A 24,096-nucleotide genomic window follows, 5' to 3' on the forward strand; every position below is an offset into this window, starting at 1 on the left:
TCAAGGAGCGCGACGTGAGCGACCACAACCAGTCCCTTTGGCTGAACACATGCCGTGAACTTGTCGAACCCAGTGTTTCAACCGGTGATATCACTGTTGATCTGGCGGTGATCGGTGGTGGGTACACCGGCTGTTCTGCGGCCCTGACTGCAGCCAAGGCTGGTGCCTCGGTCTGTCTGCTTGAGGCGCATGACATCGGTCACGGCGGATCGGGCCGCAATGTCGGGCTGGCGAATGCGGGGCTGTGGTTGCCGCCCGCTGAGATTCGCGCGCATCTGGGTGACATAGTTGGGGATCGGCTGGTTGACCTTCTGGCTGCTGCTCCATCAGAGGTGTTCAGCCTGATCGACCAGCATGGGATAGACTGTGAACCTGTGCGCAACGGAACTCTGCACTGTGCGCATTCGGCTGCGGGTCTCCGGGATCTGCAGGTCCGCCACGCGCAACTCAGCGCTGCTGGCGCACCGGTTGAGTTGCTGTCTGCAGAACTGACAGCGCAGCGCACCGGCAGTGCGGCCTTTGGTGGCGCCCTGTTCGATCCGCGCGCCGGAACCATCCAGCCATTGGCATATGTGCGCGGATTGGCGCGTGCCGGGGTTGAGGCTGGCGCGTTGGTTTCCACGCAAGATCCGGTTCTGTCCATGCAGCAGATGGATGGAATCTGGGTGATGAAGACTGCTCGGCGCACAGTGCGCGCCAAATGGGTCATTCAGGCGACCAATGCCTATCACCGTGATCTGACCGCATCGGCCCCCGCCTATGTGCCGGTCTATTATTTCCAATATGCCACGGCCCCATTGTCCGACAATCTGCGCGCCAGCGTTTTGCCGGGGGATGAAGGGTGCTGGGACACAGACCTGATCATGACCTCGTTCCGAATGGACCAAGAGGGGCGGTTTGTCATCGGTGCCATGGGTGATCTGGATCAGGCAGGCGGCGGGATTCACAAGAGCTGGATCAAGCGCAAACTGGCACAGCTGTATCCGCAACTGGCCGATCAGCCATTGGTCGAAGGGTGGCATGGCCGTATCGCCATGACGTCAGACCACATCCCGAAGATTACGCAGATCGGTCCCAATGCTCTGTCCGTTCATGGATTTTCGGGGCGTGGAATCGGGCCAGGCACTGTCTTTGGCCGCCTTGTTGCCCAAAGTCTGTTGCAGGACGACCCAAGCCTTTTGCCGGTGCCCGCAGTCCCAGAGTATCAGGAAAAGTGGATAGGGCTACGCCGCGCCTATTTTGAAACCGGCGCGGCGCTGACCCATTTTGTCAAAGCGCGGTTCTGACCTCAGACCGCACGGGTGATGCCGCCATCCACCCGGATGTTCTGACCGGTGATATAGCCGCCGCCTTCTGACGCAAGCATTGCCACGACCGAGGCGATCTCGTCATAGCTGCGTCCATAGCGGCCCATCGGGATGCGCGCGCGGAATTCCTCTTTCTCTGGCAGGCTGTCGATGAACCCTGGCAATACGTTGTTCATCCGGATGTTGTCAGCCGCGTAATGATCCGAGAACAGCTTGGTGAAGGCCGCCAAACCCGCGCGAAAAACACCCGAGGTTGGGAAAACAGGGTCGGGTTCGAATGCGGCGAAGGTTGAAATGTTGATGATCGACCCGCCACCTTGTCTCTGCATGATCGGTGTCACCAGCCGGGTTGGTCTGACGGCGTTCAGGAAATAGACGTCCATACCGGTGTGCCAGTCGTCGTCCGACAGCTCCAGCACTGGCGCGCGCGGGCCATGACCGGCCGAGTTGACCAGCACGTCGATGCGCCCCCAATGGGACATCGCGGTGTCGACCAGTTTTTGCAGATCATCCGTCGACTGGTTTGACCCGGTCACGCCAACACCACCCAGTTCGTGCGCCAGTGCCTCACCCTTGCCAGAAGACGACAGGATGCCGACCTTAAATCCATCTGCGGCCAGACGTCGGGCTGAATCTGCGCCCATTCCGCTGCCGCCCGCTGTTATCAGCGCCACTTTGGTCATGTGATTTCTCCATTCATTGATGGCATGAAGATGCGCTTTGGCGATCTGATTGACCAATCAGTTCTGCTGGCCTTATGATGTAGAAAAACTACAGGGTGCTACGATGGCGGCTCTTCCCCCTCTGAACGCTTTGCGGGCCTTCGAAGCTTCGGCGCGGCATCTGAACTTTCGCTTGGCTGCCGAGGATCTGGGCGTCACCCAAGGTGCCGTCGCCCAGCAGGTACGCGGGCTTGAGGCACGATTGGCTGTGACGCTCTTTGACCGCTTGCCACGTGGCCTTGCGCTGACCGAGGCTGGGCGCAGGTTCCATGCGCCCTTGCGCCGGGCCTTCCGACTAATTGAAGAGGCCGTCGAGGATCTTTCTGGGGACAGACAAATTACTATCTCTGTCACGCCCAGCTTTGCCTCGAAATGGCTGGTTCCACGACTCTCGGACTTTACGCGGCACCACCCTGATATTGCCGTGCAGGTCGACGCGCGGGAACGGCTGGCGGATTTCCAGGGGGACGGTGTCGACATTGCTGTTCGGCAAGGGCGCGCGCCGTTTGGATCCGGGGTGGTCGCAGTGCCTCTGTTTTCCACAACTTTCGTTCCGGTTTGCGGTCCTGAGATGGCGGCCAGAATTGCGCATCCTGCTGACCTGATAAAGCACACTCTGCTGAACGACACCCATGGGCTGTGGCCTTTGTTTCTGCAGCGGGCAGGGATCACCGGCAAGCCAAAGATGATGAGTTTCAGCCAGACCAGCCTTGCCATCGACGCAGCCGTGTCGGGCCAGGGTGTTGCGCTTGCTAACGAACCGCTTGTTTCTGCCCAGTTGGCCGCCGGTCAGTTGGTGCGCCCGATCCCGGATGAGCTGGTCGAGGACCTGGGCTTTTACATCGTGACACCCAAACAGCCACGTCAACCCGCGCTGGTCGCAGTGATGAAAGACTGGTTGCTGTCTCAATCCTGAAGCGTCGCTGCGATGGCTTCGATCCTGTCACGCAACCAGCGATGTGCCGGGTCGTTGGAAGATCTTTGGTGCCAGACCATGTAGATAGAGACAGGGTCGCACGCGAAGGGCAGAGGTGCACAATCCAACGCATGTAGCGGCCCGTGTTTCATCAACGCAGTATCGGTTGAAATCAGGTCGCCGCCTTTCACAAATGAGGTAATGGCATTGAAATGCGGCAGGGTAACCGTCGGTGGCCTGATCTGGTTTTGATCGACACCCCGCATAACAGCGCGCGAGCTGCGGCCATCCGCAAAGCGCACTTCGACATGCTCGGTTTCGCAATAGGTTTCCCAACTGTCCGGAGGAGATCGTCGCGTGTCATCATAGTAGATCATCAACGGGCTGCTGAGGATGCGCTTTTGAAAGATGTCCGGTCCATCCGGCGGCAAAGGCGTCAGCATCAATTGACACCGATCGCTTCGCAGCAGCTCAGGGTCTGGAACACCTGATGGGATAAACCCCAACCCCAGCCGCACGCCTTCGGCCCGAACCTCTTGCAGCAATTGCGGGAAAATCAATTCCCTCGGCATGTCGTTTGTGGCGATGTGAAAGACCATCTCTTCGGACAGCGGGTCGAACGGGCGGTCCTCGGTCAGTGCGCGCATATTGTCCAGAACCTGCTGAACAGGATCTTTCAGGGACAAGGCGCGCTCAGTAGGGGTCAGACCTTGCCCTGATCTGATAAATAACGGATCGCCCAGAACCACCCGAAGTTTGGACAGGGTGTGGCTGATGGCCGATTGCGTCACGCCAAGCCGATCTGCGGCCTTGGACACCGAGTTTTCTTCGAGAATGGTTAGAAAGACCCTCAGGACTTTGCCATCCAGATCCATGAAATCTATTTTGCTCATACCGCTTATGATTATTCATGAATGGATTTACTGTCCACGCCGCATTAGGTGACAATTAGAAATCAGGAGGCGCACAATGGGGATCCGCTTTTTCTCGGACAAGAACCGGCCGGTCCACATGGGGCCTTATCCGTTGGAGCGGTTGGCACGTCAGAGCGTTGTGCCGGACCTGTCCTTTGTGCAGCCGATGCCCGTGCTCAGTTTTCACCGGCCGGATCAGCCTGAAAGCATCGTCAACGCCATGGGCGAGTTTCAGGCGATGATGGACGCTATTCGTGATGGCTTCGTAAATGCTGTGCCCTCTGAAATCCCGGCTGATCCGACCGCGCGCGCACATCACCTGAAGGCTTTTGGCTATTTCAATGACGCGTCGATGATGGGGTGCGGACCTTTGCCTGCCGAGGCGATGCTGCCCCAGCCGCGTCATAACCCCGACATTGATCGTCTGGCCCATGCGCTGAAGACCCGGCAGACCAAGACGCTGGCGTCGGGTATCGATGTCATCATGGCCGACCTGAAGGAAAGCATGGAGGCCGCGCCCAAGCCGATGGACACTCACCGCCACGCCATCGTCTTTGTCTATGAACACAACCGCGATCCGAACCCGGATGAGCCCGGCTCTGATTGGATCATGGATGCGCAGGATCACCGTTCCTGTTTGCTGGCGACCGAAAATGCGGTGGTGATTGCCAACTATATCCGGTTGTTGGGGTTCGATGCGCGGGCGCATACCGCGATGTCCTCTGAGGTTGATCTGGGCAAGCTGGCGGTGGCGGCTGGTTTGGCCTCGGTTGAGGGTGGCGATGTCGTTGTGCCGTGGCTAGGCAAGCGGTTTGGTCTGGCAGCTGTTACGACCGAGATGGAGATTGCGCATGATCAACCCCTGCAATCCATGGCGCAGCAGCCTTGGTTTCGCACTCAGGGTCCGGCGTGGTGGCTGGGAACGGGGTTCGCCAAGAACGCGCTGAACCGGGATGCTTACGCCAAACGACGCTACGTGGACGGGGCGCAACCGTTCGAGAAGCTTAAGCGCGTCGAGGACCCGACGACTTACATTGACGAAGAAAACGTGGCCCGCGTTCCCAAACGCGCCGACATGTTTGCCCGCGCACAATTCGGGGATATGGGCAAACCGCTGCAGGATGCAGCCAGGGGGGGGCACTATGTGCGCAAGGCCGCCCCCAGTTTCGCGCAACGCCGTTCACTGGGCGCATTTGTGCTTTTGCAGGATGGCGACAGCGCGGATGGCCCGTGTCCGACTGATGCCGCCAGAAATGCCGCGAATATCAAGGCCGCGACCTATTTCATTGGAGGCGATGCCGTGGGCCTCAGCCGTTGTCCTGAATGGGCGTGGTACTCTCACGACGCGACCGGAGAAGAGATCAACCCGACCCACGATCAGGCCATCAGCATGATCATCGACCAGGGCTATGAAACGATGGAGGGGTCCAGCGGCGATGACTGGATCGCAGTTGCCCAGTCGATGCGCGCTTATCTGCGGTTTTCGCTACTGGGCGGTGTAATCGCGCAGCAGATCCGCAACCTCGGTTACAAAGCCAAGGCGCATACGGTCATGGATGGCGAAGTGCTTCAGCCGCCGCTTTTGCTGCTGTCTGGATTGGGCGAGGTCAGCCGGATTGGCGAGGTCATCCTGAACCCTTATCTAGGGCCCCGGCTCAAGTCCGGTGCGGTGACGACCGACATGCCGATGGAGCACGACAAACCGATTGATTTTGGCCTGCAGACTTTCTGTGAAAGCTGCAACAAATGCGCGCGCGAATGTCCTTCGGGGGCAATCACCGCGGGGCCGAAACTCATGTTCAACGGCTATGAGATCTGGAAATCCGACAGCCAGAAATGCGCAACCTATCGCGTGACCACACCCGGCGGTGCGATGTGCGGGCGTTGCATGAAGACCTGCCCGTGGAACCTTGAGGGCATCTTCAAGGAACGCCCGTTCCGTTGGGCCGCGATGAACATCCCTCAGGCTGCCCCAGCATTGGCGAAACTGGACGATGCCGTGGGTAATGGCGGTCTAAACGACACCAAGAAATGGTGGTGGGATATCGAATTGCAGGCGGATGGAGCCTACCGCCCAACGAAACATCCGCTGAACCGGCGTGACCTGCAAACGGATCTGGACCTGCAGTTCGAAGATCAGACATTAGCCGTCTATCCTGCCTATCTGGCCCCTCATCCGTGGCCATACCCCTTTGCGATGGACCGCGAGGCCGGGATTGCGGCCTATCAGGCGATGGTGTCAGCCGAAGAATACAAAAACCGCAAGGCAGCAGGGGATACGTCGATCGTGCATCGGTACTCAATCGCGGGCGACGCGCCGGTGATGCGGGTTGCGTTGACCAAGGTCGGCAAGATGACGGCGGATGTGACCAAGTATGAATTCTCGGCCCTGAATGGCGCGCCTTTACCAGATTGGACCGCCGGGGCACATCTGGATGTGCTGGTCGCACCTGAATTTCTGCGTCAGTATTCTATGTCGGGGGACCCGTCGGACAGGTCAGTCTATCAGATCGGCGTCTTGCGCGAGGATGAAGGACGCGGCGGTTCGGCCCTGTTGCATCGAATCTTCAACGAGGGGCGCAAGGTCTTCATCTCTAAACCGATCAACCATTTCGAACTGGATGAAACCGCAACAAAGACCTTCCTGATGGGTGGTGGGATCGGCATCACCCCGATGATTGCATTTGCTCATCGGTTGCATGCGCTGGGCAAGCCGTTCGCGTTACACTATTCCGCCAGCACCCGCGCTGGGGCGGGATACTTGGACGATCTGGCGGCGATGCCCTGGGCGGACCACGTGCATTTTCATTTCTCGGATGAAGGAACGCGCGCCGATCTGGATGCAGTCCTGTCGGGTTATCAGGAAGGGTGGCACGTCTATACCTGCGGACCGGATCGCTACATGGATGGTGTCATACAAGCGGCCGACCGGCAGGGATTTCCTGAAGAGGCCCGGCACCTGGAGTATTTTTCGGTCCCCGAACAGCCGGAATATGAAAATCACTCCTTCACGTTGAAGCTGGCGAAGTCGGGTAGGGAACTGACCGTCCCCAAAGACAAAGATGCCGCTCAGGTATTGAACGAGGCGGGTATTCATGTGGATGTGAAATGCGCCGACGGCATATGTGGCGTCTGCAAATGCGGTGTGGTTTCCGGCGATATTGAGCATCGTGATTTCGTTCTGTCCAACAAACAGCGCGAGGGCGCGATCATCTTGTGTCAAAGCCGCGCGGCTGAACCTGACGGTGTGATTGAGCTCGACCTCTGATCTGAGGTCTGAAAACGACTTCGATAAACACAAAAATTGGTCGTTCCAGCCATGGACGCCGTGGGGTAGCTGCACTAACGTCCCCTGCGAACCCCAGTGAATCCTGATCAACAGGTGCGAGGTATTTTCATGGATTATCACAGCCCCGCCAGCTTTGCCGAGGCGTCGGCTCTGGCCGCGAACGCGACGGGCATTACCCGGTTTCTGGCGGGAGGCACCGATGTTCTGGTGCAGCTGCGCTCGGAACTTGTGACCCCCGACACGCTGATCGACATCAAAAAGATCGACGGCGTCAGCGACATCATCAGCAATGCCGATGGCAGCTGGACGATTGGCGTCGCGGCCACCGGTGCCGAGATGAGCGAACATTCCGAATTGGGCCGCGATTGGCCCGGCGTAGTTGAGGCGATGGACCTGATCGGATCAACCCAAGTGCAGGGGCGCGCAACGCTGACCGGGAACTTGTGCAATGGCTCTCCTGCGGCCGATTCTGTGCCTGCTATGGTCGCCGCCGGAGTGACCGTTACCGTGACAGGCCCAAGTGGTGATCGCGAAGTTGCTGTCGAAGAAATTCCGACCGGCCCCGGCAAAACGTCGCTGTCCAAGGGTGAGCTGGTCTCGGCCGTGCACATTCCCGCACGGGGTGAGGATGGCGGCGACGCATATCTGCGGTTCATACCGCGGACCGAAATGGACATTGCCGTCGTTGGTGTAGGCGTGAACTTGCGTCTGGACGGCGATACTGTTGCCGAAGCCCGCGTGTCGCTGGGTGCTGTCGCCCCGACCGTTCTGCTGGTCGAAGACTGTGCCAAGGCCATCATCGGCAGTACACTGGACGACGCAGCGCTTGATGCGCTGGCTGCTGCGGCATCCGCTGCGTGCAACCCGATTGACGACAAGCGCGGCACCATCGCGTTCCGCACCGAGGTCGCTGGCGTTCTTGCCAAGCGCGCCGCGAAAATCGCCTATGCCCGTGCGAAGGGAGAACAAGCATGAGCAAGTTCCACGTATCCACCACTGTAAACGGCGACTCGGTTGAATACCTCTGCGACCCGCGCGAAACCCTGCTGGACTGTCTGCGCGACAAGCTGAACCTGACCGGCGCGAAAGAAGGCTGTGGTACTGGTGACTGCGGCGCGTGTTCCGTCTCGGTCGACGGGCGCCTGGTCTGTTCCTGCCTGATGCTGGGGGTAGAGACCGATGGCAAGCAGATCGAAACGGTCGAGGGCATCGCGGATGGCGACGTTCTGCACCCGCTGCAACAGAAGTTTATCGAACACGCCGCGCTTCAGTGCGGCATCTGTACACCGGGCATTCTGGTCGCGGCCAAGTCGCTGCTGGAAAAGAACCCAAACCCGACAGAAGAAGAAACCCGGTACTGGCTGGCAGGGAACCTGTGCCGCTGCACCGGTTATGACAAGATCATTCGCGCCGTCATGGAAACGGCAGAAGAACTGCGGGAGGCTTCGTAATGGCACTCGACGATCGCAAATCTGAATTCACTTTTGTTGGCACGCGACCGAACCGTCCCGATGGGTTGGACAAGGTTACGGGCCGCGCCAAGTTCGGGGCCGATATGTCGGCACCCGGTATGTTGCACGGCGCGATCCTGCGCTCGCCTCACGCCCATGCGCGGATTGTGAAAATTGACACGTCGAAAGCCGAGGCGCACAAGGATGTCAAAGCCGTCGTGACCCGCGCGGATTTTGCGGACGTCCCGTTCAAACCGGGACTGGAGGGCGAATTCTGGAATGTTCTGGAAAACGTCATGGCAGGCGAAAAGGCTCTGTATGACGGTCACGCTGTAGCAGCCATTGCGGCCACTTCGGCACTGGCGGCGCGCGATGCGCTCAAGCTGATCAAGGTTAAATACGAGGTCTTGCCCCACGTCACGGATGTGGACAAGGCGATGGCCTCGGATGCTCCAGTCATTCGCGAAGGTGCTGCGGACTATTCGGTGCCCGAGGGCATGCACCCCAATGTCGTGCGGTACCACGAAAGTGGTCATGGCGATGTCGAGGCCGGGTTTGCCGAAGCTGATCTGATCATCGAAGACAGCTTTGTCACTGAGGCGACCCATCAGGGTTACATCGAACCGCATGCCTGCCTGGGTATGCTGGGCAATGATGGCAAGGGTGAGCTGTGGTGCACGACCCAAGGCCACTGGATCGCACAGAAAACCTGTGCAGCGCTATTGGGCATTGAGACCTCACAGTTGCGCGTGACTGCGTCTGAGATTGGTGGCGGCTTTGGCGGCAAGACAACCGTCTTTATCGAACCCGTTGCGCTGGCGCTGAGCCGCAAGGCCAACCGCCCGGTCAAGGTTGTGATGACCCGATCCGAAGTGTTTCGGGCAACTGGTCCCACTTCGTCGGCGTCGATGGACATCAAGATCGGCATGAAGAAGGACGGTACCATCTCGGCCGCGCAGGGCGTGTTCCGCCTACAAGGCGGTGCGTTTCCGGGCGCGCCCGGCGATATGACCGCCATGTGCGCCTTTGCGCCTTACAATCTGACCAACGTCAAACAGGTTGGCTATGACGTTATGGCCAACCGACCGAAACAGGCAGCCTACCGCGCACCCGGTGCCCCAATGGGGGCGTTTGCCGTTGAGTCGGTGATTGATGAGCTGTGCAAAAAACTGGAACTTGATCCCGTCGATGTACGCCTAAAAAATGCGGCGTATGAAGGCACCAAGGCCAGCTATGGTCCCCGGTATGAGCGCATCGGTCTGGTGGAGACGTTGGAGGCCGCCAAGGCGCACCCGCACTACTCGGCGCCGCTGAAACCGGGGCAGGGACGCGGGATCTCCTGTGGGTTCTGGTTCAACCACGGTGGAGAAACCTCGGTGTCTCTATCTCTGTCTGAGGACGGCTCGGCCCAGTTGATGGTTGGTACGCCGGACATCGGCGGCTCGCGTGCATCTATGGCGCTGATGGCGGCTGAGGTTCTGGGTATTCCCTACGAAAACATCCGGGTGACCATCGCCGATACAGCGACGCTTGGGTACAACGACGTCAGCCACGGCTCTCGCGTGACCTACGCCTCTGGCCTGGCCACCATCAAAGCAGCCAAGCACGCGGTCGAAAAACTGTGCGAACGCGCGGCGGCCAGCTGGGGAATTCCGACCGACGCGGTGAAATGGGAAAACGGCTGTGCGGTGCCCTCTGGCCCCAATGCCGGTGACTTCGATCCGCGCCCGCTGGCCGATATCACGGCCCATATGGGTTCGACCGGCGGTCCGATCTCGGGCCACTTTGAGGCGACCCCGGAAGGCGCGGGCGTGTCCTTTGGTACCCATATCGTCGATGCCGAGGTTGATCCGGAAACCGGCAAAACCGCGATCACTCGCTACACGGTTATTCAGGATGCCGGTAAAGCCATCCATCCGACCTATGTGGAAGGCCAGTATCAGGGCGGCGCGGCGCAGGGCATCGGCTGGGCGCTGAACGAGGAGTACATCTATGGCGAGGATGGTCGCCTGCAGAACTCGATCTTCCTTGATTACCGTATTCCCGTCGCCAGTGACCTGCCGATGATCGACACGGTGATCGTCGAAGTGCCAAACCCCGGCCACCCATTCGGTGTGCGTGGCGTCGGCGAGACCGGCATCGTGCCGCCCTTGGCTGCCATTGCCAACGCCGTGTCGCACGCGGCGGGCGTACGTATGCGGCAACTGCCGATGTCACCGCCGCGTATTCTGGCCGCGCTGAAGGACAATGGTTGAGGTCCACCTCTGGTCCGGCCTCCGGTCTTTGACCGGGGGCCAGCAGGTGGTCGAAGTTGAAGCCAAAACCACCGGCGATCTATTGCGGGAACTGGTGAAGCTACACCCGCAGCTTCAGGCGCCGATTGATGCCGGCGTATCAATCGCCATTGATGGGCGCGTCATCGCCAGCGGATTAACTGAGCCGATCCCTGTGGGCAGCGAAATTTACCTGATGCAACGTTTGCGGGGCGGTTAAGCCTCTGGCGACCACGGTTCACGTCCGACCATACGGTCGGCCTCGGCGGTGATGTCGTTCATGTGCTGTTCAAGGCTTTGCCGCAACTCTTCGATTTGCTCTTCTGATGCTTTGCGTGGCACGGTTTCAGTCCACTCGCGGCACAGAAAAACTCCCCTATTACGCCAGGGGCGGGGCATCAACAGGCGATCCCATGTACCCGCTTCGCTGCCATATTGTGCGGAATAGGTGATCCCGAAGATCCGTTTGCCCGAGGTGCGCGCCCAGACCAGTGGCACCGTGGACAGCACACGCTCGGGGCCGCGTGGTCCGTCGGCGGCGATGCCGATGGAAATCCCTTTCTTAATCTTGCCAAACACCTCTCGCGACACGGCGACGTTGCTCTTGTGTTTGCTGGCCATGGCGATGGTGTCCATGCCGAATAGTTTCTGCACCCGACCTACCATGCTGCCTGCTCGTGCAGACGAAGTGATCGAGCATATGCGCCCTTTGTCCAGCGGGAAGAAATACGGCGATTGCGCCAGCCGCTGATGCCACAGCACCACGATCACCGGCTCACCTTGTTCGGCCAGTTGGTCCAGTTCTTCGTATCCGATGCGCTGCCACTTGGTGTTGCGATTGACTACCCGGATATAACTCGCGATGCGGCGCGCGGCCCAGTTTAGAACGGCTTCGCTGTCGGCTATATTTTTGCGGATACTCACGGATTGCGCCCCTCGTACTGACCAAAACGTGTCTTATAGAACTAAACGCTGCACGCAACTTGTTTGTCGGATGCATTAGTCGCGCGGAATTTGAAAAAGCCTCTTGAGTCCGCTGCGCGGCTGGCATATTTGATGCGCACCTTAGGGGTATAGCTCAGTTGGTAGAGCGACGGTCTCCAAAACCGTAGGTCGCGGGTTCGAACCCTGCTGCCCCTGCCAAAATTATTATTATAAATCAAGTATTTGTATGCTGTGGTCGAAAAATTTACTCGACTATATTGTACATCTGTTGGACATTTTAGATCAAACCCCGAAGTGCGGCTTCTGCCAGATCCCGGTCCTGTTCTTCGTCGGTGGTGATGTACCTGTTAGTCGATTCGTAGCTGGCGTGACCAGCGCGGCGTTGGATCGCAGCATAGTCTTTTGTCAGTTTAGCCATCTGTGTGATGTTGTAATGTCGGGTTCCGTGGATCGGTAACACATCCCGAGACACGCCGGACTTATCCCGGATCTTACCTGCGATCTTACTTACATCGCTCATGTTCAACACCTGACCCGCAGGATCACAAAGAACCAGATCATTGTTCGCCCAAACGGACCCCGCCGCCAGTTGCCATTGACGCACCATAACTTTGTGCTTGCGTAGAAGATCGACCGTCGCAGGTTCAATGGAAATGGTCCGGTGACCTGCTTCGGTTTTGGGTTCTTTAAAAGTGGTAGATTTTTTCCCGGTCGGTTGCGTTGCCGCCTGTCTAATAGTGATCCGTCCGGCGTTAAAATCAACGTCCTGCCAGCGCAATCCAAACAACTCGCCCCGACGCAAACCAGTGTGCGCGGCAAGTCTTAGGATAAACCCCATCAAACCGTAGATCGCTTTGGACTGATCTGCCTCGGTAATAATCGCCTGTAGCTCGTCGATAGTCGGGGCGCGTTTGGTTCTGTTCGACGCCGTCACCATCTCCATGCCCAAAGTCGGTGGTCGTTCGATCTCACCTTTCTTCCACATGTGGGTAAAGAACGTCTTCAAGCACACTTGGTAATGATGAATCGTGCGTGGACTTGGAATGCGACCCGTTGGAGTTTCGCCCCGGCACAGTTGGGCAAGTGCGCGATCAATGTCGGCGGTGGTGATCTGTTTGTATGGTTTGGGACCGATCAGGTTCCCCCATCCCCGACACTTTTCACGATACCCTACCGCTGTCTTTTCGGTAATCTTACCTACCGCCAAACGGTCTTCGATCCAGCGCATCCAACGCGCCTCTAGACTTTCTTTACCAGTGCCAATCTTAAGCCTCTCAACATACAGCTTGTGGGCAATGGCCTCTGGTTCCGTCTTGAAGGTTTTCGAAGACGTGGACCGCTTGCCATCCTTGTTGCGACCTAATTCCCAACGGACTGTCCAACCACGTTTGTTGTGATGAATACTAGCCATTATCCGGCACTCCTATGCAGCGCCACACGGCAAGCGGTGGAACACGTTTTAGCCTGTCGTTTGGCTATCATTTTGTTCCCGCAATTCTGGCACAGGTAACACTTATGACCAGCGGCGTAAGCCTCTGCCAGCAAGTAAACTTCTTCTAAATCGGTATCGTAAAAGTTGGGGTGAACCTGTAACTCGCCCATATCAATCCACGCCCTAAACTGTGCTTGTTTGGGGTTGTTTAATCCGGCCGTGACGTACCGTTCGAGTTCCGTTGGATCACCTGTCGGTTCACCGGGTTGGGACCAAAGCTGGTCAATGAACTTAATCACCGCCTTTGGTGTGTTGTTGTCCTTTACAATCATTGTAGCCCTTTCTTGTAACACTTAAGGATATAAATAGGTGTTGCGTTACCCTTGCCTTGGTGTAACACTAAATTATGCCATTTGATGTTTCAAGGAGGTACATGATGGCTGAACCAATACGGGCGAACTTGCGCCCTTTAAATGAACTAGCGGAGGTCTTCGGGGTCGCTCGAAATTCCATCTACAAGGCGCACGAAAGGGGAATGCTTGGTGGCGTTGTTCCATTGGGTCGCCTGCTTTTCATCAAGGAAGAGGCTTTCAAATATCACGCTGAAAATGGGTACGGACGACACGTCCCAAACTGGACACCGGAGATAACAGAATGACACTTACACCTGAAGCGTACATCTTTTCGGGAGGCGACCCAATCCTAGAGTATCCCCGGCCGGGCTACGTGGCTGAGTGGCGGTTCCCGGCAATCCCACCTTGGTCGTTGAGGTCATTGTTACCAACGATATTAGTCCAGAAAAAATGGAATTAATCAGGCAATCCGGTGACACGCTATTAAAGCTGGATTTAACTAAAGCAAATATATTAGCGGGAATGCCGGAAATAGAAAGAATTGCAAAAATTGGATTGGGACCAATTCAATTGGGGAAACTCGTAAAGCGTCAATAACTAATCGTTGTAGTGATAAAAATCACTATGGTACGTTATTGGTAAAACTAGGAGTAGATAAATGAATCGTGACAATTCGCATATCACAATTCGGCTTACAAAAGAGCAAAAGCTGGATGTTCGTGTAGCGGCGGCAAAGGAAGATCAAGATATCTCCAAATACGTGCGTAGGCTAATTAAAAAAAATCTGGCAAAAAAGTAGGGGTGCCAAAGCCGCCAAGCCAGAAGAACCCCCAAAAAAAACATTACACACCCTTAAGGTACTGGCAAAGCGGTTTGGTTGTCTCCTGATTTTTACAGGAAATGAGACCAATGACCGATCAACAATGGTTCACAGAAAATCCCGGAGAAACCTTTCGTCTACGAGAGGTCACCGACCTAGAGAGTGGTCTGTATCCGGGTGCCAAAAGGGTGGTTGTTTATCCAGACGGGCGCAAAGAATTCGTGTCTACGGATGAGGTCGAAAATAATGTTCGACCGCCGTTCGAAAATAATGTTCGAACGCCTGATCCAGAACCAGAACCAACACCAGAACCAGACGATGAAGCACCGCCTTGGGGTTTCACGGGCGCACCTTGGGAGACAAGTAAATGACAATTGATAACATCCCAGAGGTGCTGAAAACTGGTCTAAGTTGGGCACCAATTGGACCGGACAAGATCGCCAAACACCCTTTCGAAGAGAATCGTAAGGCAAAGGTGAACGACGCTACACATTGGGCTGACTTCCCAACCGTGCGCGCAATGATTAATGGGGCACCGACGATTGCCGGGCGATTGAACGGGGAGGTCGTTGTCATTGACCTAGACGGAACCGAAGATCTACCACCGGACAGTTTGGTCAAACTGAAACACCACGAGGTTTTGAAGCAGGCGTATGAGGCGGGTCACTATATCGAACACAGTCAAAGCGGCAAAGGGTACCACATCGTATTCCAAGGAACCCTACCGTTTGCAGGTCGTAAGAGTGCCGCCCACAAGGTCGAGATTTACACCGCCGACAGATATTTTGCCTTCACTGGTAATATCCCGACTTGGGGGAATGGGGATTATCCGGCGGATGTAAAACCGGACGAGACAGGCACAGTGTTAGAACTGGTGGAGTTCTTCGAGGCGCGACCCTTTGAGATGGCGGACGTGGAATGGAAAACCGATCCCAGATCCGTAGACCTAATCATCAAGTCCATGTTGTCGGGCAGTGGCAACCCGGCAGGTCGGGACGCTTGGCAAAAAGGTTATCCGTCGAATTGTGACAGAAGTCAGGTGGATGCACAGATCGTTGAAATGGTTGTTCACGCTACTCATGACTTCGAAAAGTCCAGGGAGATCTTCAAAAAAGGTGCGCAATGGACACCGGATCGAGAGATCGAAAAAGAGAGGGGTCGGCGCAGTAAGAGTTATGTTGACCTGACAATCGAACGTATTGGGTCACAGGTACTTGCCAGACATTATGCAAAGGTTCAGCAGGCGCAGGTTGCGGTAGAAACGATCCAACAAAATCCACCGCAAACAGCAACAGTCACCAACTATGATCTACAACCGCCCGAAGAAGGACTTTTGAAGACTGTTTACACGCACAGTTTGTATAAACCATACCGTCACTTTCCACAGGCGGCGTTGATTTCCGCACTTGGTCACCTGTCCGGTATGTTTGGTCCGTTTTATTCAAGTCCTACTGGTCTTGGTTTAAACCTATACTGTCTAATTGTCGCTAAATCTGGTTGGGGCAAAGAAGGACCAATTACCACCGTCCGGGACGTGCTGGATCAGTTGGAAAAGTTCCCAGCAATGGCAAAGATCCTAAACGGGGATTTTGGTAGTCCTCAAGAATTACGCAGTCAACTTGCCGAACATGGTTGCCTGATCCTCTGGTACCACGAATTCGGGAAACAGATACGTGCGGCGCTAACCAAAGGTGGTAATCCCTTCCAAGCGGGTATCTTCGATTTCATGACACGCCTGTTCACCCTGAGTGAGGACGGCAAGAAACTTGGTCCTTACAGTGTTCGGGACAAAGAAAAGAATGTACCGGATATCTATCAACCGATAATGTCCTTTGTCGGCGAAAGTACACCAAGCGATTTTGATGGTTTAGACCCCAGATCTTTTAAGGATGGGACGACAAGTCGATTTCTCTATGCGGTGGCGACAACGCGCCCGATCCGGAACAGTCGTGAGGCGCGTTCCATGGACTACGGGGCAAAAGCGCAACTGGAACATGTCGCGGAATACCTGATGTCACAAAGACCGCTCCTAGACGGTAATCAATCTCACACACGTAAGAAGGTCGGTAGCACCGCCGCGGCGTGGCAATGGTGGGACCAGTTTGAAGACGAAACAGAACGTCGCCAAGACGATCTCAACGACGTTGTTCTAGAGGCGGTCCTTGCGCGGTCTGGTGAGCTCATTCAAAAGGTCGCCAGTGTGGTCGCTATAAGTCGGGACCACCGCAACCCAATTGTGGACGTGAGTGATTATCAATACGCTTATAAGATCGTTGAGACCAGTTTCCAGAACGTTCGTAATATGATCGGTGAAGGGATAATTGATGATCCCACTGAACAGCGACGTATAGAAGCGGTCAAGCACATTGTTGGACGTTGGTATAATGATGAACTACCAGCCCGCCACAAAGACAAGAAGTGGGGAGCGTATCCGTACCTCGTCCCGATGCGTGTCTTCAATCAATACTGCAACAACAAACCCAAATTATTTCCTAGCGGTCAACTGGAACGAACTTTGGATTTGATGGTGAAAATGGAATACCTCCAAAAGTACGAACAGATTAAAGGTCACCCAACCATTCCTGACGAACCAGACGCCGGAAGTGGCAAGGTTTTTAGGATCGGTCCAGCCTTTAATTTGGATTAATTCCTGGCGAGTTGTTGGGTTTTGTTGGGCGTTGTTGGGAGTTAAGTTATTGTTTTTAAACGATTGTTGGGTGATTGGGTTTGTTGTACAACATACACTAATTAAGACGTGAATACAGGAAACATACTACAAAAGTACAACTACCCAACATTTTACCTTATTCGTTAGTTTAACCTTTGTTTTTTAAAGGAAAGTTCTGTTGGGTTTCCAGCCCAACAAACTACAACTTCTCCAACAACACCGATTTTGCCCTAGAATTAAGCAACTGTGCATGATGATTGTGGTAAAAAAATACCCCATTGAGATATCCAAGGTTGTTGTGGGAAGGTAGGTTACTAGGCGGAAATCTAGCGAACACGCCTGGGAGAAGATCCAAGCACCAAGTGAGGGGGGAGGTTCAAAAAATGATAATCTAGCCCGCTGACCGCGCCTCCAGTGACTTGAGAGAGAAAACCGAAAAATGCCTACTAAAAACAGCTTCGCTTATCCACTTGCCAAGCGTATCAACTGTGCTTGTATCGCTTGCTTCTTTGCTCTCCGAAAAAGGACAACAGCCAAATGAGTGATGTCTTCGGATTTAGCAACGATCAAGAAGAACGTTCAAACGCCAACACAGTTTTCGAACCTGGGAGACCGCTTTCTAATCCCGTTTATGAAGAGTATGCTCGGGTTCAACTTCAAATTCCCTACCGCTACAGAGGCAAACGCAACATCATCAATCTTTGTGTTCAGTACGCACGTATCGTGCACCAGCTGGATGATGTATCTGCACTACTTGCACGGTCAGGTTTTACCACGGTCACGAAATCCGGAAGCGTGAAAGTTCATCCCTTGGTTCAAGCCCAGTTGCAGTTGATTAAGCAGCTGCAATCTCTAGCGACATCACTCCGACTGAATATTTACGAAGACAATGCCAAACTGACTTTGGCTGAAAACAAAAACAGAGCCGTGCAAGAAGCCAAAAACACGGATGCTCACAGATTGTTGGCGCTCGGACCAAAACCGATCAATTGACTACTCCCAAACCTCTTTCCAATGCGGCCTGCGGTCGGTTAGTTGAGCTCCACCGGCGGGCTGAATGAAAAGGCGCGGGACTTCTTTGCCAAGTCACTCACGCAATATAAAAAAGAATAATGAAATACTTGCTCCAAACCCCAACTGCCAGAGCAATCCTCATGGCATTCTTCATTATCATTGTTGTGAGGGTGTGCAGCTATGACAGCTATGAAGGGGCTGGATACCAAGAGACTGGCAAAGAGTATTGGGACCGCAGAGGCACGCCCTAACGGGCGCTGCCACACTCTTCTGTGTCTTCTTTCCGCTCTTAAGCAGTCATCTGAAAAAAACAGTCAGATGACCGACTTGAGCCTAAAGGCGACTAAGGTGATGAGCGTAGTATTTGTCTTTTGGGCGGAACCGGAAGTTTGCTGCATTCGCAAAAGATCGACGGGCCGGAAAACATACGAACTTTGATCAATAGAGCTGTCCGGATCCTACCAGCCCCAGTCTCGCACAAAAAGTCCTGAGTGATGTTGTCGACCGGCTGTTGGGTTCGGATGGGAAGATCTGCAAACCCGAAGAAAAAGACACTGGCCGCACCTCGCAAACCTGGCATGGCATCGGGACAACATTTTTTGTCAAATGGCCGCCGAAGGTTCCGCTCCTTTGGAATAAATATTAACCTGCGAATATGAAAAACTTAATTTCCCGCGGCATATCGAAGGCCCTTGGCCGTGGCAAACAACAGCCACTTGATAAGCCTGAGGCTATTAGGCCGGGAATTAAGAGTATTCAAATGCCGCGGGAACAATCCGAAATCCTGTCGCGCTGTCTGTCGATTGATCTGGAGATCGATCCCAAGGAAGCCAAGTTATTTGCCTTTGCAGCCGTGCCGGAAGGCGATGGAGTGGGGATTATTCATCGGAAAGGTGACCCGAAGACCGCGCTTGAAAAGCTCGACTTGTTTTGCGCCGGTTTCGCACATGTCATTGGGCACAATATTCTGCGCCACGACCTGCCGCATCTCTTGGCGGTCTCACCGCGCTTCGCAAAGCTCGCGGACGGACCGATTGATACGCTTTGGCTCAACCCCTTGGCGTTCCCGCGCAATCCCTATCATCATTTGGTCAAACACTACCGCGATGGGCGGCTTCAAAGTGGTCACGTCAACGATCCCGAGCTCGACGCGCGTCTTGTATTCGAGGTTCTTCGCAACCAGATCGAAGCCTTCGTAACTCTGAACACGTTGTCGCCAGAAACGGTGATCGCCTATCACTGGCTGTGCTGCCGAGGTCCCAGTAGCGTCGGATTTGATCGGTTGTTCAGCGACGTGCGCGGGGCGTCCATCCCGACGGAAGCGGAGGCGCTCGAGGCCATTCAGGCGTTGCTAAAAGACGTGGCCTGCGGCAAGCAAGTGGACGCTCTGCTCGAGCGGCTCTCGGACACTGGGCTCGGTTGGCCTATGGCATATGCCCTTGCCTGGATTTCGGTCGCTGGTGGGGATTCTGTTATGCCGCCTTGGGTGCGGGCGCAATTCCGTGACGCAGCACGGCTCGTCAAAGACCTGAGAGATACGAATTGTCGTGATCCGCACTGTGCCTATTGCGCAGAGCACAATGATCCCACCCGAGCACTCGCACGTTGGTTCGGCTTCCCAAGTTTCCGCCCAGAACCAGCCGACGAGGACGGACGCCCGCTTCAAGAAAAGATCGTGGCGACAGCCATGGAAGGCGACAACCTCTTGGGTATCCTTCCAACGGGCACGGGTAAGTCCATCTGCTATCAGATTCCCGCGCTGTCTCGGTTCGACAAGACCGGGGCATTGACCGTCGTTATATCGCCACTTGTGGCGCTGATGGCAGACCAGGTTCAGGGCTTGGTTCGGGCCGGAATTTCCTCGGCGGTTACGATAAACGGGCTATTGTCTTTGCCCGAGCGTCAGGATGCGCTTGACAAGGTGCGGCTTGGGGATGCTGCGATCCTTTTGATTTCGCCCGAACAACTGCGCAGCACAACAGTTCGGTCCGTTCTGGCACAGCGCGAGATAGGGCTGTGGGTGTTGGACGAGGCGCACTGCGTGTCTAAATGGGGACACGATTTCCGACCGGACTATCGCTACGTTTCGCGGTTTATCAAGGAAAGCTCAGGCGAAGAACCGGCTCCGGTGCTTTGCTTGACCGCAACAGCGAAGCCGGACGTCGTGCAGGACATCCGCAGTCATTTCAAAGAGCGTTTGGGGTCCGAACTGGTGTTGATCGACGGTGGCGCATCACGGTCGAACCTGAGCTTCCAGGTGCTGCCAACGCAGCGGGCCACCAAGATGACCGATATCCTCGACACGATCGAGACCAAGCTTCCGCGTGAGGGCGTGTCGGGAGCGGTCGTCTATTGTGCGACCCAAAACACTACCGAGCGCGTGGCGGAGTTCTTAAAACAACAGGGCATCGCCGCTGAACGGTATCACGCAGGCCTCAGCCCCGATGACAAACGTGAGATTCAGGAGGACTTCCGCGTCGGCAATCTCCGCGTGATCGCCGCCACCAACGCCTTTGGGATGGGGGTCGACAAGCCGGACATCCGTCTGGTGGTTCACGGGGACGTGCCGGGGTCGTTGGAAAACTACCTGCAAGAGGCGGGTCGCGCCGGGCGGGACCGCGAGCCTGCAAACTGCATCCTGTTGTTCAATACCGAAGACGTTGATCGTCAGTTCAGCCTCAGCGCGCGTTCTCGACTCGCGCGGCACGAAATCGGCGCGATCCTGAAGGCGCTTCGACGTCTTGATGCTCGGACCGGAAAAGGCGGTGAAATAGTCGCCACACCCGGTGAGATTGTTTATGAGGAGAAAGAGCGAGATTTCCAGCGGGACAGCAACACCGACGATACGCGGGTGAAGACGGCCGTCGCCTGGTTGGAAGAAGCACACCTTCTGAACCGCGAAGAAAACCGGGTGCAGGTGTTCCCCGCCTCGCTCCGAGTAAGAAGCATGAAGGAGGTCCACGAAATCCTTGCATCCGCCGAGATCACCGAGCGGCGGCGCGAGGATCTCGCCGCAATCGTGCAGCACATCATCAACGCGCCGCAGGAAGAGGGCATCACCACTGACGAGCTCTGCGGGGTCAGTGGGCTGACGATGTCGGGCGTTCGCAAAGCTTTGGCGGATCTCGAGGCCTTGGGGATTGCAAAAGATGATACAAACATCACCATCTTCGTGCATGTGCGCGTCGAGAATGCCTCGCCGAAACGGTTCCAAGCGGCGTCCCGGTTGGAAGCTGACCTGATTGCGATCCTTAGAGAGCACGCGCCAGACGCGGACATCAATGAGGCTGTGCCCTGCCATCTGGCCTCAGTGGCGCAGGACCTGCGGGAGCGGGGACACGCCTCCGTGCGGCCCGATATTGTCGAGGGTTTGCTCCGTGGGATTGCGCAGGATGGCCGCGACATGGATGGCGGCAAAGGCAATATTGGCCTGCGCAAGGTGTCTAAAGGCAGTGTAATGGTGCGAACGCAAAGATCATGGGGGACAATCGAACAGACCGCTCAGCTTCGCAGGCAGGCCGCAGAGCGATTGGTTTCATTCTTGATCAACAAGGTTCAGGCTGGCCTGCGTGGGAAAGATGTTCACGTCGAGACCACGCTTGGCGACCTTCTTGCAGCGATCAACAGCGATGCGCTGTTGCGAGCATCTGTCAATGATCCAACAAAACTGATGGACCGGGCGCTTCTTTGGCTGCACGAACAGCAGGTGGTGACTCTGGGCAAGGGATTGTCCGTGTTCCGATCCGCCATGACGTTGCACATCAATCCGAAAGGCGGCGCTTTTACCACCCAACATTTCGCTCCGCTCGAAGACCATTACACCGAACAGACCGTCCAGACCCACGTGATGGCGGCTTATGCGAGCAAGGGCATCGACGATATCGATCAGGCCCAGCTGCTCGCGCATGACTATTTCGAAATGGAACAGTCCGACTTCATGAAAGCTTGGATGCCGGGAAGAGTTACGGAGTTCAGACGGCAGGCAACGCCCCAGTCCTATGCCGAGATCGTCGACAATCTGGGGAATTCGACACAAGAGCAGATCGTTCGTGACGACCGCGAACAGACCAATGTGCTGGTGCTCGCGGGGCCAGGATCGGGCAAGACACGGGTGCTGGTCCATCGTGTCGCATATCTGGTCCGGATCAAGCGCGAAGATCCTAACGGTATATTGGTGCTCGCCTACAATCGTCACGCGGCCGCCGAGATCCGGGAACGCTTGCGTCTGCTGATTGGCGAAGATGCTCGCTTTGTGACCGTCTTGACCATCCATGCCTTAGCCATGCGGTTGGTTGGCGCGAGCTTCGCCGGACGGGAAACGGCCGATGAACCTGATTTCGAGACGCTTCTGATCGATGCGGCACGTCTCTTGCGTGGCGACGGGCTGGACAAAATTGAGGCCGAAGCCTTGCGAGAAACCTTGATCCAAGGGTTCCGATGGATTCTAGTAGACGAATATCAGGACGTTGGGCCCGAGGAATACGCCTTGATCGCAGCGGTGGCCGGTCGCAGTATCGACGACCCCGATCAAAGGATCAGCCTGTTCGCGGTCGGCGATGACGACCAGAATATCTATGCGTTTGCCGGCGCATCGGTGCGCCACATTCGGCAGTTTGAACAGGATTATTCAGCCAAGCCGGTCTTTCTGACCGACAATTACCGCTCGTCGAAGAACGTCATCAGTGCGGCGAACGCCGTGATCGAAGGGTCACGGGAACGTATGAAAACAGGCCATGGGATTACAGTCGACAAATCGAGGCAAAAGGACCCGGCCGGAGGGATCATGGAAAGCCTCGACCCGGTTGCGCAGGGGCGGGTCCAAATCCTTGGCTGCCCGGCCGGAAATGACGCTCAGGCCCTTGCGGCGGTAGACGAGATGATCCGCCTGTCAAAACTGATCCCGGATTGGAGTTGGAAAGGGGCGGCAATCATTTCTCGTGATTGGCGCAAGCTTCTGCCGGTCCGTGATTTTGCCGAGGCGCATGGAATTCCTGTCGAAATGGCGAACGAAAACTTGCCAAGTGTTTGGCGCACCCGTGAGATGCGGAGTTTCATCGACGGCCTACGCGAGAGGCACGCAGCCTTGGTCAGCTTGAGCGACCTTACCGAAACCCTGAACACTATACCCTCAAGCCGTTGGACTGACCGGATCGGCGAGGGGCTTGGCCAACTTGCGCGTGAAGTTGATGGCAAAGAGCTCCCGAGCCCTGACGTGATCGAATGGTTTGCTGAATGGTCGAAAGACTCATGGGGCGAGCAGCGTGGCCTCAAATTGTTGACGGCGCATCGCGCGAAAGGCCTCGAATTCGACGATGTCGTGATCCTGGATGGCGGTTGGGAACGGCCCTCGCAAAACGAAGATCAGGACGCGCCGAGGCGCTTGTTCTATGTCGCCATGACACGTGCGCGGCGCAATTTGATCGTCATGAGCAACGACAACCATGAATACCTTCCCACCGAGTCGCCTTCCGTCGTCGCGCGGCACGTGGTGCCCAACTTGGTGACAGTCCCCGGCCCACGACGGTTCTTTCAATCGCCCGAAATGAAGATGGTCGACCTGTCATTTGCAGGCCGCCAAGGTGATTGGCACATCGTTCACCAGGCGATCGCTGAAGCGCAGGTCGGCGCGCCAGTCAGGCTCTCCAGTGTCGGAGATCGCTGGCAGATCGAGGATCTTCAAGGGCGGGCCCTCGGGCGGATGGCAAAAGCATTCGCTCCCCCGATGGGCATGAAATTTGTCACTGGCGAGATCGCGGCCATCATAAATTGGCGTAAGGAGGATGCGGATGAGCGTTTTCATCACCTGATGAAACTCGCCAATTGGGAAGTCGTGGTGCCTGAACTGATATTCGAAGAGGTCAAAGGGGCTGAAACGGTCTTCGGAGAGCATCAGGACGGCAAGTAAAGTCGGTAAAACCGGACCTTAACTCGAAAATGCGCTAGGTCCGAGATGCGGGACTTTGCTACCTTTTGCTTATGCCTCTATTGCGGA

Annotated in this window: 18 protein-coding genes and 1 tRNA gene; 14 read left to right on the forward strand and 5 right to left on the reverse strand. The window is 56.0% G+C overall.

The window, feature by feature from the left end:
* The first annotated feature begins 14 nt into the window (after positions 1–14).
* On the forward strand, positions 15–1,286 hold the full coding sequence (locus DHN12_RS04885) for an FAD-binding oxidoreductase (protein WP_108859178.1): 1,272 nt from the start codon (positions 15–17) through the stop codon (positions 1,284–1,286).
* A 2-nt stretch (positions 1,287–1,288) separates the two neighbouring features.
* Here the strand turns inward: DHN12_RS04885 and DHN12_RS04890 are convergent, their stop codons facing one another.
* Complete coding sequence (locus DHN12_RS04890) at positions 1,289–1,990, reverse strand: SDR family oxidoreductase (protein WP_108859481.1); 702 nt, start codon at positions 1,988–1,990, stop codon at positions 1,289–1,291.
* Positions 1,991–2,093: 103 nt separating this feature from the next.
* On the opposite strand from DHN12_RS04890, the gene DHN12_RS04895 reads away from it, so the two are divergent.
* Positions 2,094–2,945 carry a LysR substrate-binding domain-containing protein gene (locus tag DHN12_RS04895; RefSeq protein WP_108859482.1) on the forward strand — a complete coding sequence of 284 codons (852 nt, stop codon included), beginning with the start codon at positions 2,094–2,096 and terminating at the stop codon, positions 2,943–2,945.
* On the opposite strand, the gene DHN12_RS04900 is transcribed toward DHN12_RS04895, so the two are convergent.
* Positions 2,936–3,838, reverse strand: a complete 903-nt coding sequence (locus tag DHN12_RS04900; protein ID WP_108859179.1) for a LysR family transcriptional regulator — start codon at positions 3,836–3,838, stop codon at positions 2,936–2,938. The genes DHN12_RS04895 and DHN12_RS04900 overlap by 10 nt on opposite strands.
* 76 nt (positions 3,839–3,914) lie before the next feature.
* Between DHN12_RS04900 and DHN12_RS04905 the strand changes: the two genes are divergently transcribed.
* From DHN12_RS04905 to DHN12_RS04925, 5 genes are all read left to right on the forward strand, one after another.
* Positions 3,915–7,127, forward strand: a complete 3,213-nt coding sequence (locus DHN12_RS04905) for a reductive dehalogenase (protein ID WP_108859180.1) — start codon at positions 3,915–3,917, stop codon at positions 7,125–7,127.
* A gap of 129 nt (positions 7,128–7,256) precedes the next feature.
* Positions 7,257–8,123 carry a xanthine dehydrogenase family protein subunit M gene (locus DHN12_RS04910; RefSeq protein WP_108859483.1) on the forward strand — a complete coding sequence of 289 codons (867 nt, stop codon included), beginning with the start codon at positions 7,257–7,259 and terminating at the stop codon, positions 8,121–8,123.
* A complete protein-coding gene (locus DHN12_RS04915; protein ID WP_108859181.1) occupies positions 8,120–8,599 on the forward strand; it encodes a (2Fe-2S)-binding protein in 480 nt (159 codons plus the stop codon). Before DHN12_RS04910 ends, DHN12_RS04915 begins: the two co-directional genes overlap by 4 nt.
* Positions 8,599–10,854 (forward strand): xanthine dehydrogenase family protein molybdopterin-binding subunit, encoded by a 2,256-nt coding sequence (locus DHN12_RS04920; protein ID WP_108859182.1) that lies wholly within the window; start codon positions 8,599–8,601, stop codon positions 10,852–10,854. Before DHN12_RS04915 ends, DHN12_RS04920 begins: the two co-directional genes overlap by 1 nt.
* Positions 10,847–11,092, forward strand: coding sequence for a MoaD/ThiS family protein (locus DHN12_RS04925; protein ID WP_108859183.1), 246 nt, complete (start codon positions 10,847–10,849; stop codon positions 11,090–11,092). Before DHN12_RS04920 ends, DHN12_RS04925 begins: the two co-directional genes overlap by 8 nt.
* Here DHN12_RS04925 and DHN12_RS04930 read toward each other — a convergent pair.
* Positions 11,089–11,796 carry a lysophospholipid acyltransferase family protein gene (locus DHN12_RS04930; RefSeq protein WP_108859184.1) on the reverse strand — a complete coding sequence of 236 codons (708 nt, stop codon included), beginning with the start codon at positions 11,794–11,796 and terminating at the stop codon, positions 11,089–11,091. The two genes, DHN12_RS04925 and DHN12_RS04930, sit on opposite strands and share 4 nt — an antisense overlap.
* 143 nt (positions 11,797–11,939) lie before the next feature.
* On the opposite strand from DHN12_RS04930, the gene DHN12_RS04935 reads away from it, so the two are divergent.
* A tRNA-Trp gene (locus DHN12_RS04935) sits at positions 11,940–12,015 on the forward strand.
* 79 nt (positions 12,016–12,094) lie between these two features.
* Here the strand turns inward: DHN12_RS04935 and DHN12_RS04940 are convergent.
* Both DHN12_RS04940 and DHN12_RS04945 read right to left on the reverse strand, forming a co-directional pair.
* Positions 12,095–13,228 (reverse strand): tyrosine-type recombinase/integrase, encoded by a 1,134-nt coding sequence (locus tag DHN12_RS04940; protein ID WP_108859185.1) that lies wholly within the window; start codon positions 13,226–13,228, stop codon positions 12,095–12,097.
* On the reverse strand, positions 13,228–13,581 hold the full coding sequence (locus DHN12_RS04945; protein ID WP_108859186.1) for a hypothetical protein: 354 nt from the start codon (positions 13,579–13,581) through the stop codon (positions 13,228–13,230). Before DHN12_RS04945 ends, DHN12_RS04940 begins: the two co-directional genes overlap by 1 nt.
* 104 nt (positions 13,582–13,685) lie before the next feature.
* Between DHN12_RS04945 and DHN12_RS04950 the strand changes: the two genes are divergently transcribed.
* The 6 genes from DHN12_RS04950 (at position 13,686) to DHN12_RS04975 (ending at position 24,009) form a co-directional block, all read left to right on the forward strand.
* Positions 13,686–13,907 (forward strand): hypothetical protein, encoded by a 222-nt coding sequence (locus DHN12_RS04950; protein ID WP_159089969.1) that lies wholly within the window; start codon positions 13,686–13,688, stop codon positions 13,905–13,907.
* Positions 13,908–13,983: 76 nt separating this feature from the next.
* Positions 13,984–14,199: a hypothetical protein gene (locus tag DHN12_RS24370; protein WP_159089970.1), complete on the forward strand. Its 216-nt coding sequence runs from the start codon at positions 13,984–13,986 to the stop codon at positions 14,197–14,199.
* Positions 14,200–14,511: 312 nt separating this feature from the next.
* Positions 14,512–14,793: a hypothetical protein gene (locus tag DHN12_RS04955; RefSeq protein ID WP_108859188.1), complete on the forward strand. Its 282-nt coding sequence runs from the start codon at positions 14,512–14,514 to the stop codon at positions 14,791–14,793.
* On the forward strand, positions 14,790–17,069 hold the full coding sequence (locus tag DHN12_RS04960) for a DUF3987 domain-containing protein (protein WP_108859189.1): 2,280 nt from the start codon (positions 14,790–14,792) through the stop codon (positions 17,067–17,069). The genes DHN12_RS04955 and DHN12_RS04960 overlap by 4 nt, the downstream gene beginning before the upstream one ends.
* 558 nt (positions 17,070–17,627) lie before the next feature.
* The gene (locus DHN12_RS04965) at positions 17,628–18,083 is read left to right on the forward strand and encodes a P27 family phage terminase small subunit (protein ID WP_108859190.1); all 456 of its coding nucleotides are present in this window, start codon (positions 17,628–17,630) and stop codon (positions 18,081–18,083) included.
* Between the two features lie 781 nt (positions 18,084–18,864).
* Complete coding sequence (locus DHN12_RS04975) at positions 18,865–24,009, forward strand: RecQ family ATP-dependent DNA helicase (RefSeq protein ID WP_108859192.1); 5,145 nt, start codon at positions 18,865–18,867, stop codon at positions 24,007–24,009.
* Positions 24,010–24,096: the final 87 nt, after the last annotated feature.

This window comes from Ruegeria sp. Alg231-54, from assembly GCF_900143525.1.
In the GTDB taxonomy this organism is placed as follows: Bacteria; Pseudomonadota; Alphaproteobacteria; order Rhodobacterales; family Rhodobacteraceae; genus Ruegeria.

What these genes read in the sequence shown, in the direction of transcription:
- DHN12_RS04920 (WP_108859182.1), top strand. Translation starts at nt 8,599, where the DNA reads ATGGCACTCGACGATCGCAAATCTGAATTCACTTTTGTTGGCACGCGA.
- DHN12_RS04925 (WP_108859183.1), top strand. Translation starts at nt 10,847, where the DNA reads ATGGTTGAGGTCCACCTCTGGTCCGGCCTCCGGTCTTTGACCGGGGGC.
- DHN12_RS04905 (WP_108859180.1), top strand. Translation starts at nt 3,915, where the DNA reads ATGGGGATCCGCTTTTTCTCGGACAAGAACCGGCCGGTCCACATGGGG.
- DHN12_RS04940 (WP_108859185.1), bottom strand. Translation starts at nt 13,228, where the DNA reads ATGGCTAGTATTCATCACAACAAACGTGGTTGGACAGTCCGTTGGGAA.
- DHN12_RS04900 (WP_108859179.1), bottom strand. Translation starts at nt 3,838, where the DNA reads ATGAGCAAAATAGATTTCATGGATCTGGATGGCAAAGTCCTGAGGGTC.
- DHN12_RS04910 (WP_108859483.1), top strand. Translation starts at nt 7,257, where the DNA reads ATGGATTATCACAGCCCCGCCAGCTTTGCCGAGGCGTCGGCTCTGGCC.
- DHN12_RS04950 (WP_159089969.1), top strand. Translation starts at nt 13,686, where the DNA reads ATGGCTGAACCAATACGGGCGAACTTGCGCCCTTTAAATGAACTAGCG.
- DHN12_RS04890 (WP_108859481.1), bottom strand. Translation starts at nt 1,990, where the DNA reads ATGACCAAAGTGGCGCTGATAACAGCGGGCGGCAGCGGAATGGGCGCA.
- DHN12_RS04965 (WP_108859190.1), top strand. Translation starts at nt 17,628, where the DNA reads ATGAGTGATGTCTTCGGATTTAGCAACGATCAAGAAGAACGTTCAAAC.
- DHN12_RS04945 (WP_108859186.1), bottom strand. Translation starts at nt 13,581, where the DNA reads ATGATTGTAAAGGACAACAACACACCAAAGGCGGTGATTAAGTTCATT.
- DHN12_RS04960 (WP_108859189.1), top strand. Translation starts at nt 14,790, where the DNA reads ATGACAATTGATAACATCCCAGAGGTGCTGAAAACTGGTCTAAGTTGG.
- DHN12_RS04975 (WP_108859192.1), top strand. Translation starts at nt 18,865, where the DNA reads ATGCCGCGGGAACAATCCGAAATCCTGTCGCGCTGTCTGTCGATTGAT.
- DHN12_RS04915 (WP_108859181.1), top strand. Translation starts at nt 8,120, where the DNA reads ATGAGCAAGTTCCACGTATCCACCACTGTAAACGGCGACTCGGTTGAA.
- DHN12_RS04895 (WP_108859482.1), top strand. Translation starts at nt 2,094, where the DNA reads ATGGCGGCTCTTCCCCCTCTGAACGCTTTGCGGGCCTTCGAAGCTTCG.
- DHN12_RS04955 (WP_108859188.1), top strand. Translation starts at nt 14,512, where the DNA reads ATGACCGATCAACAATGGTTCACAGAAAATCCCGGAGAAACCTTTCGT.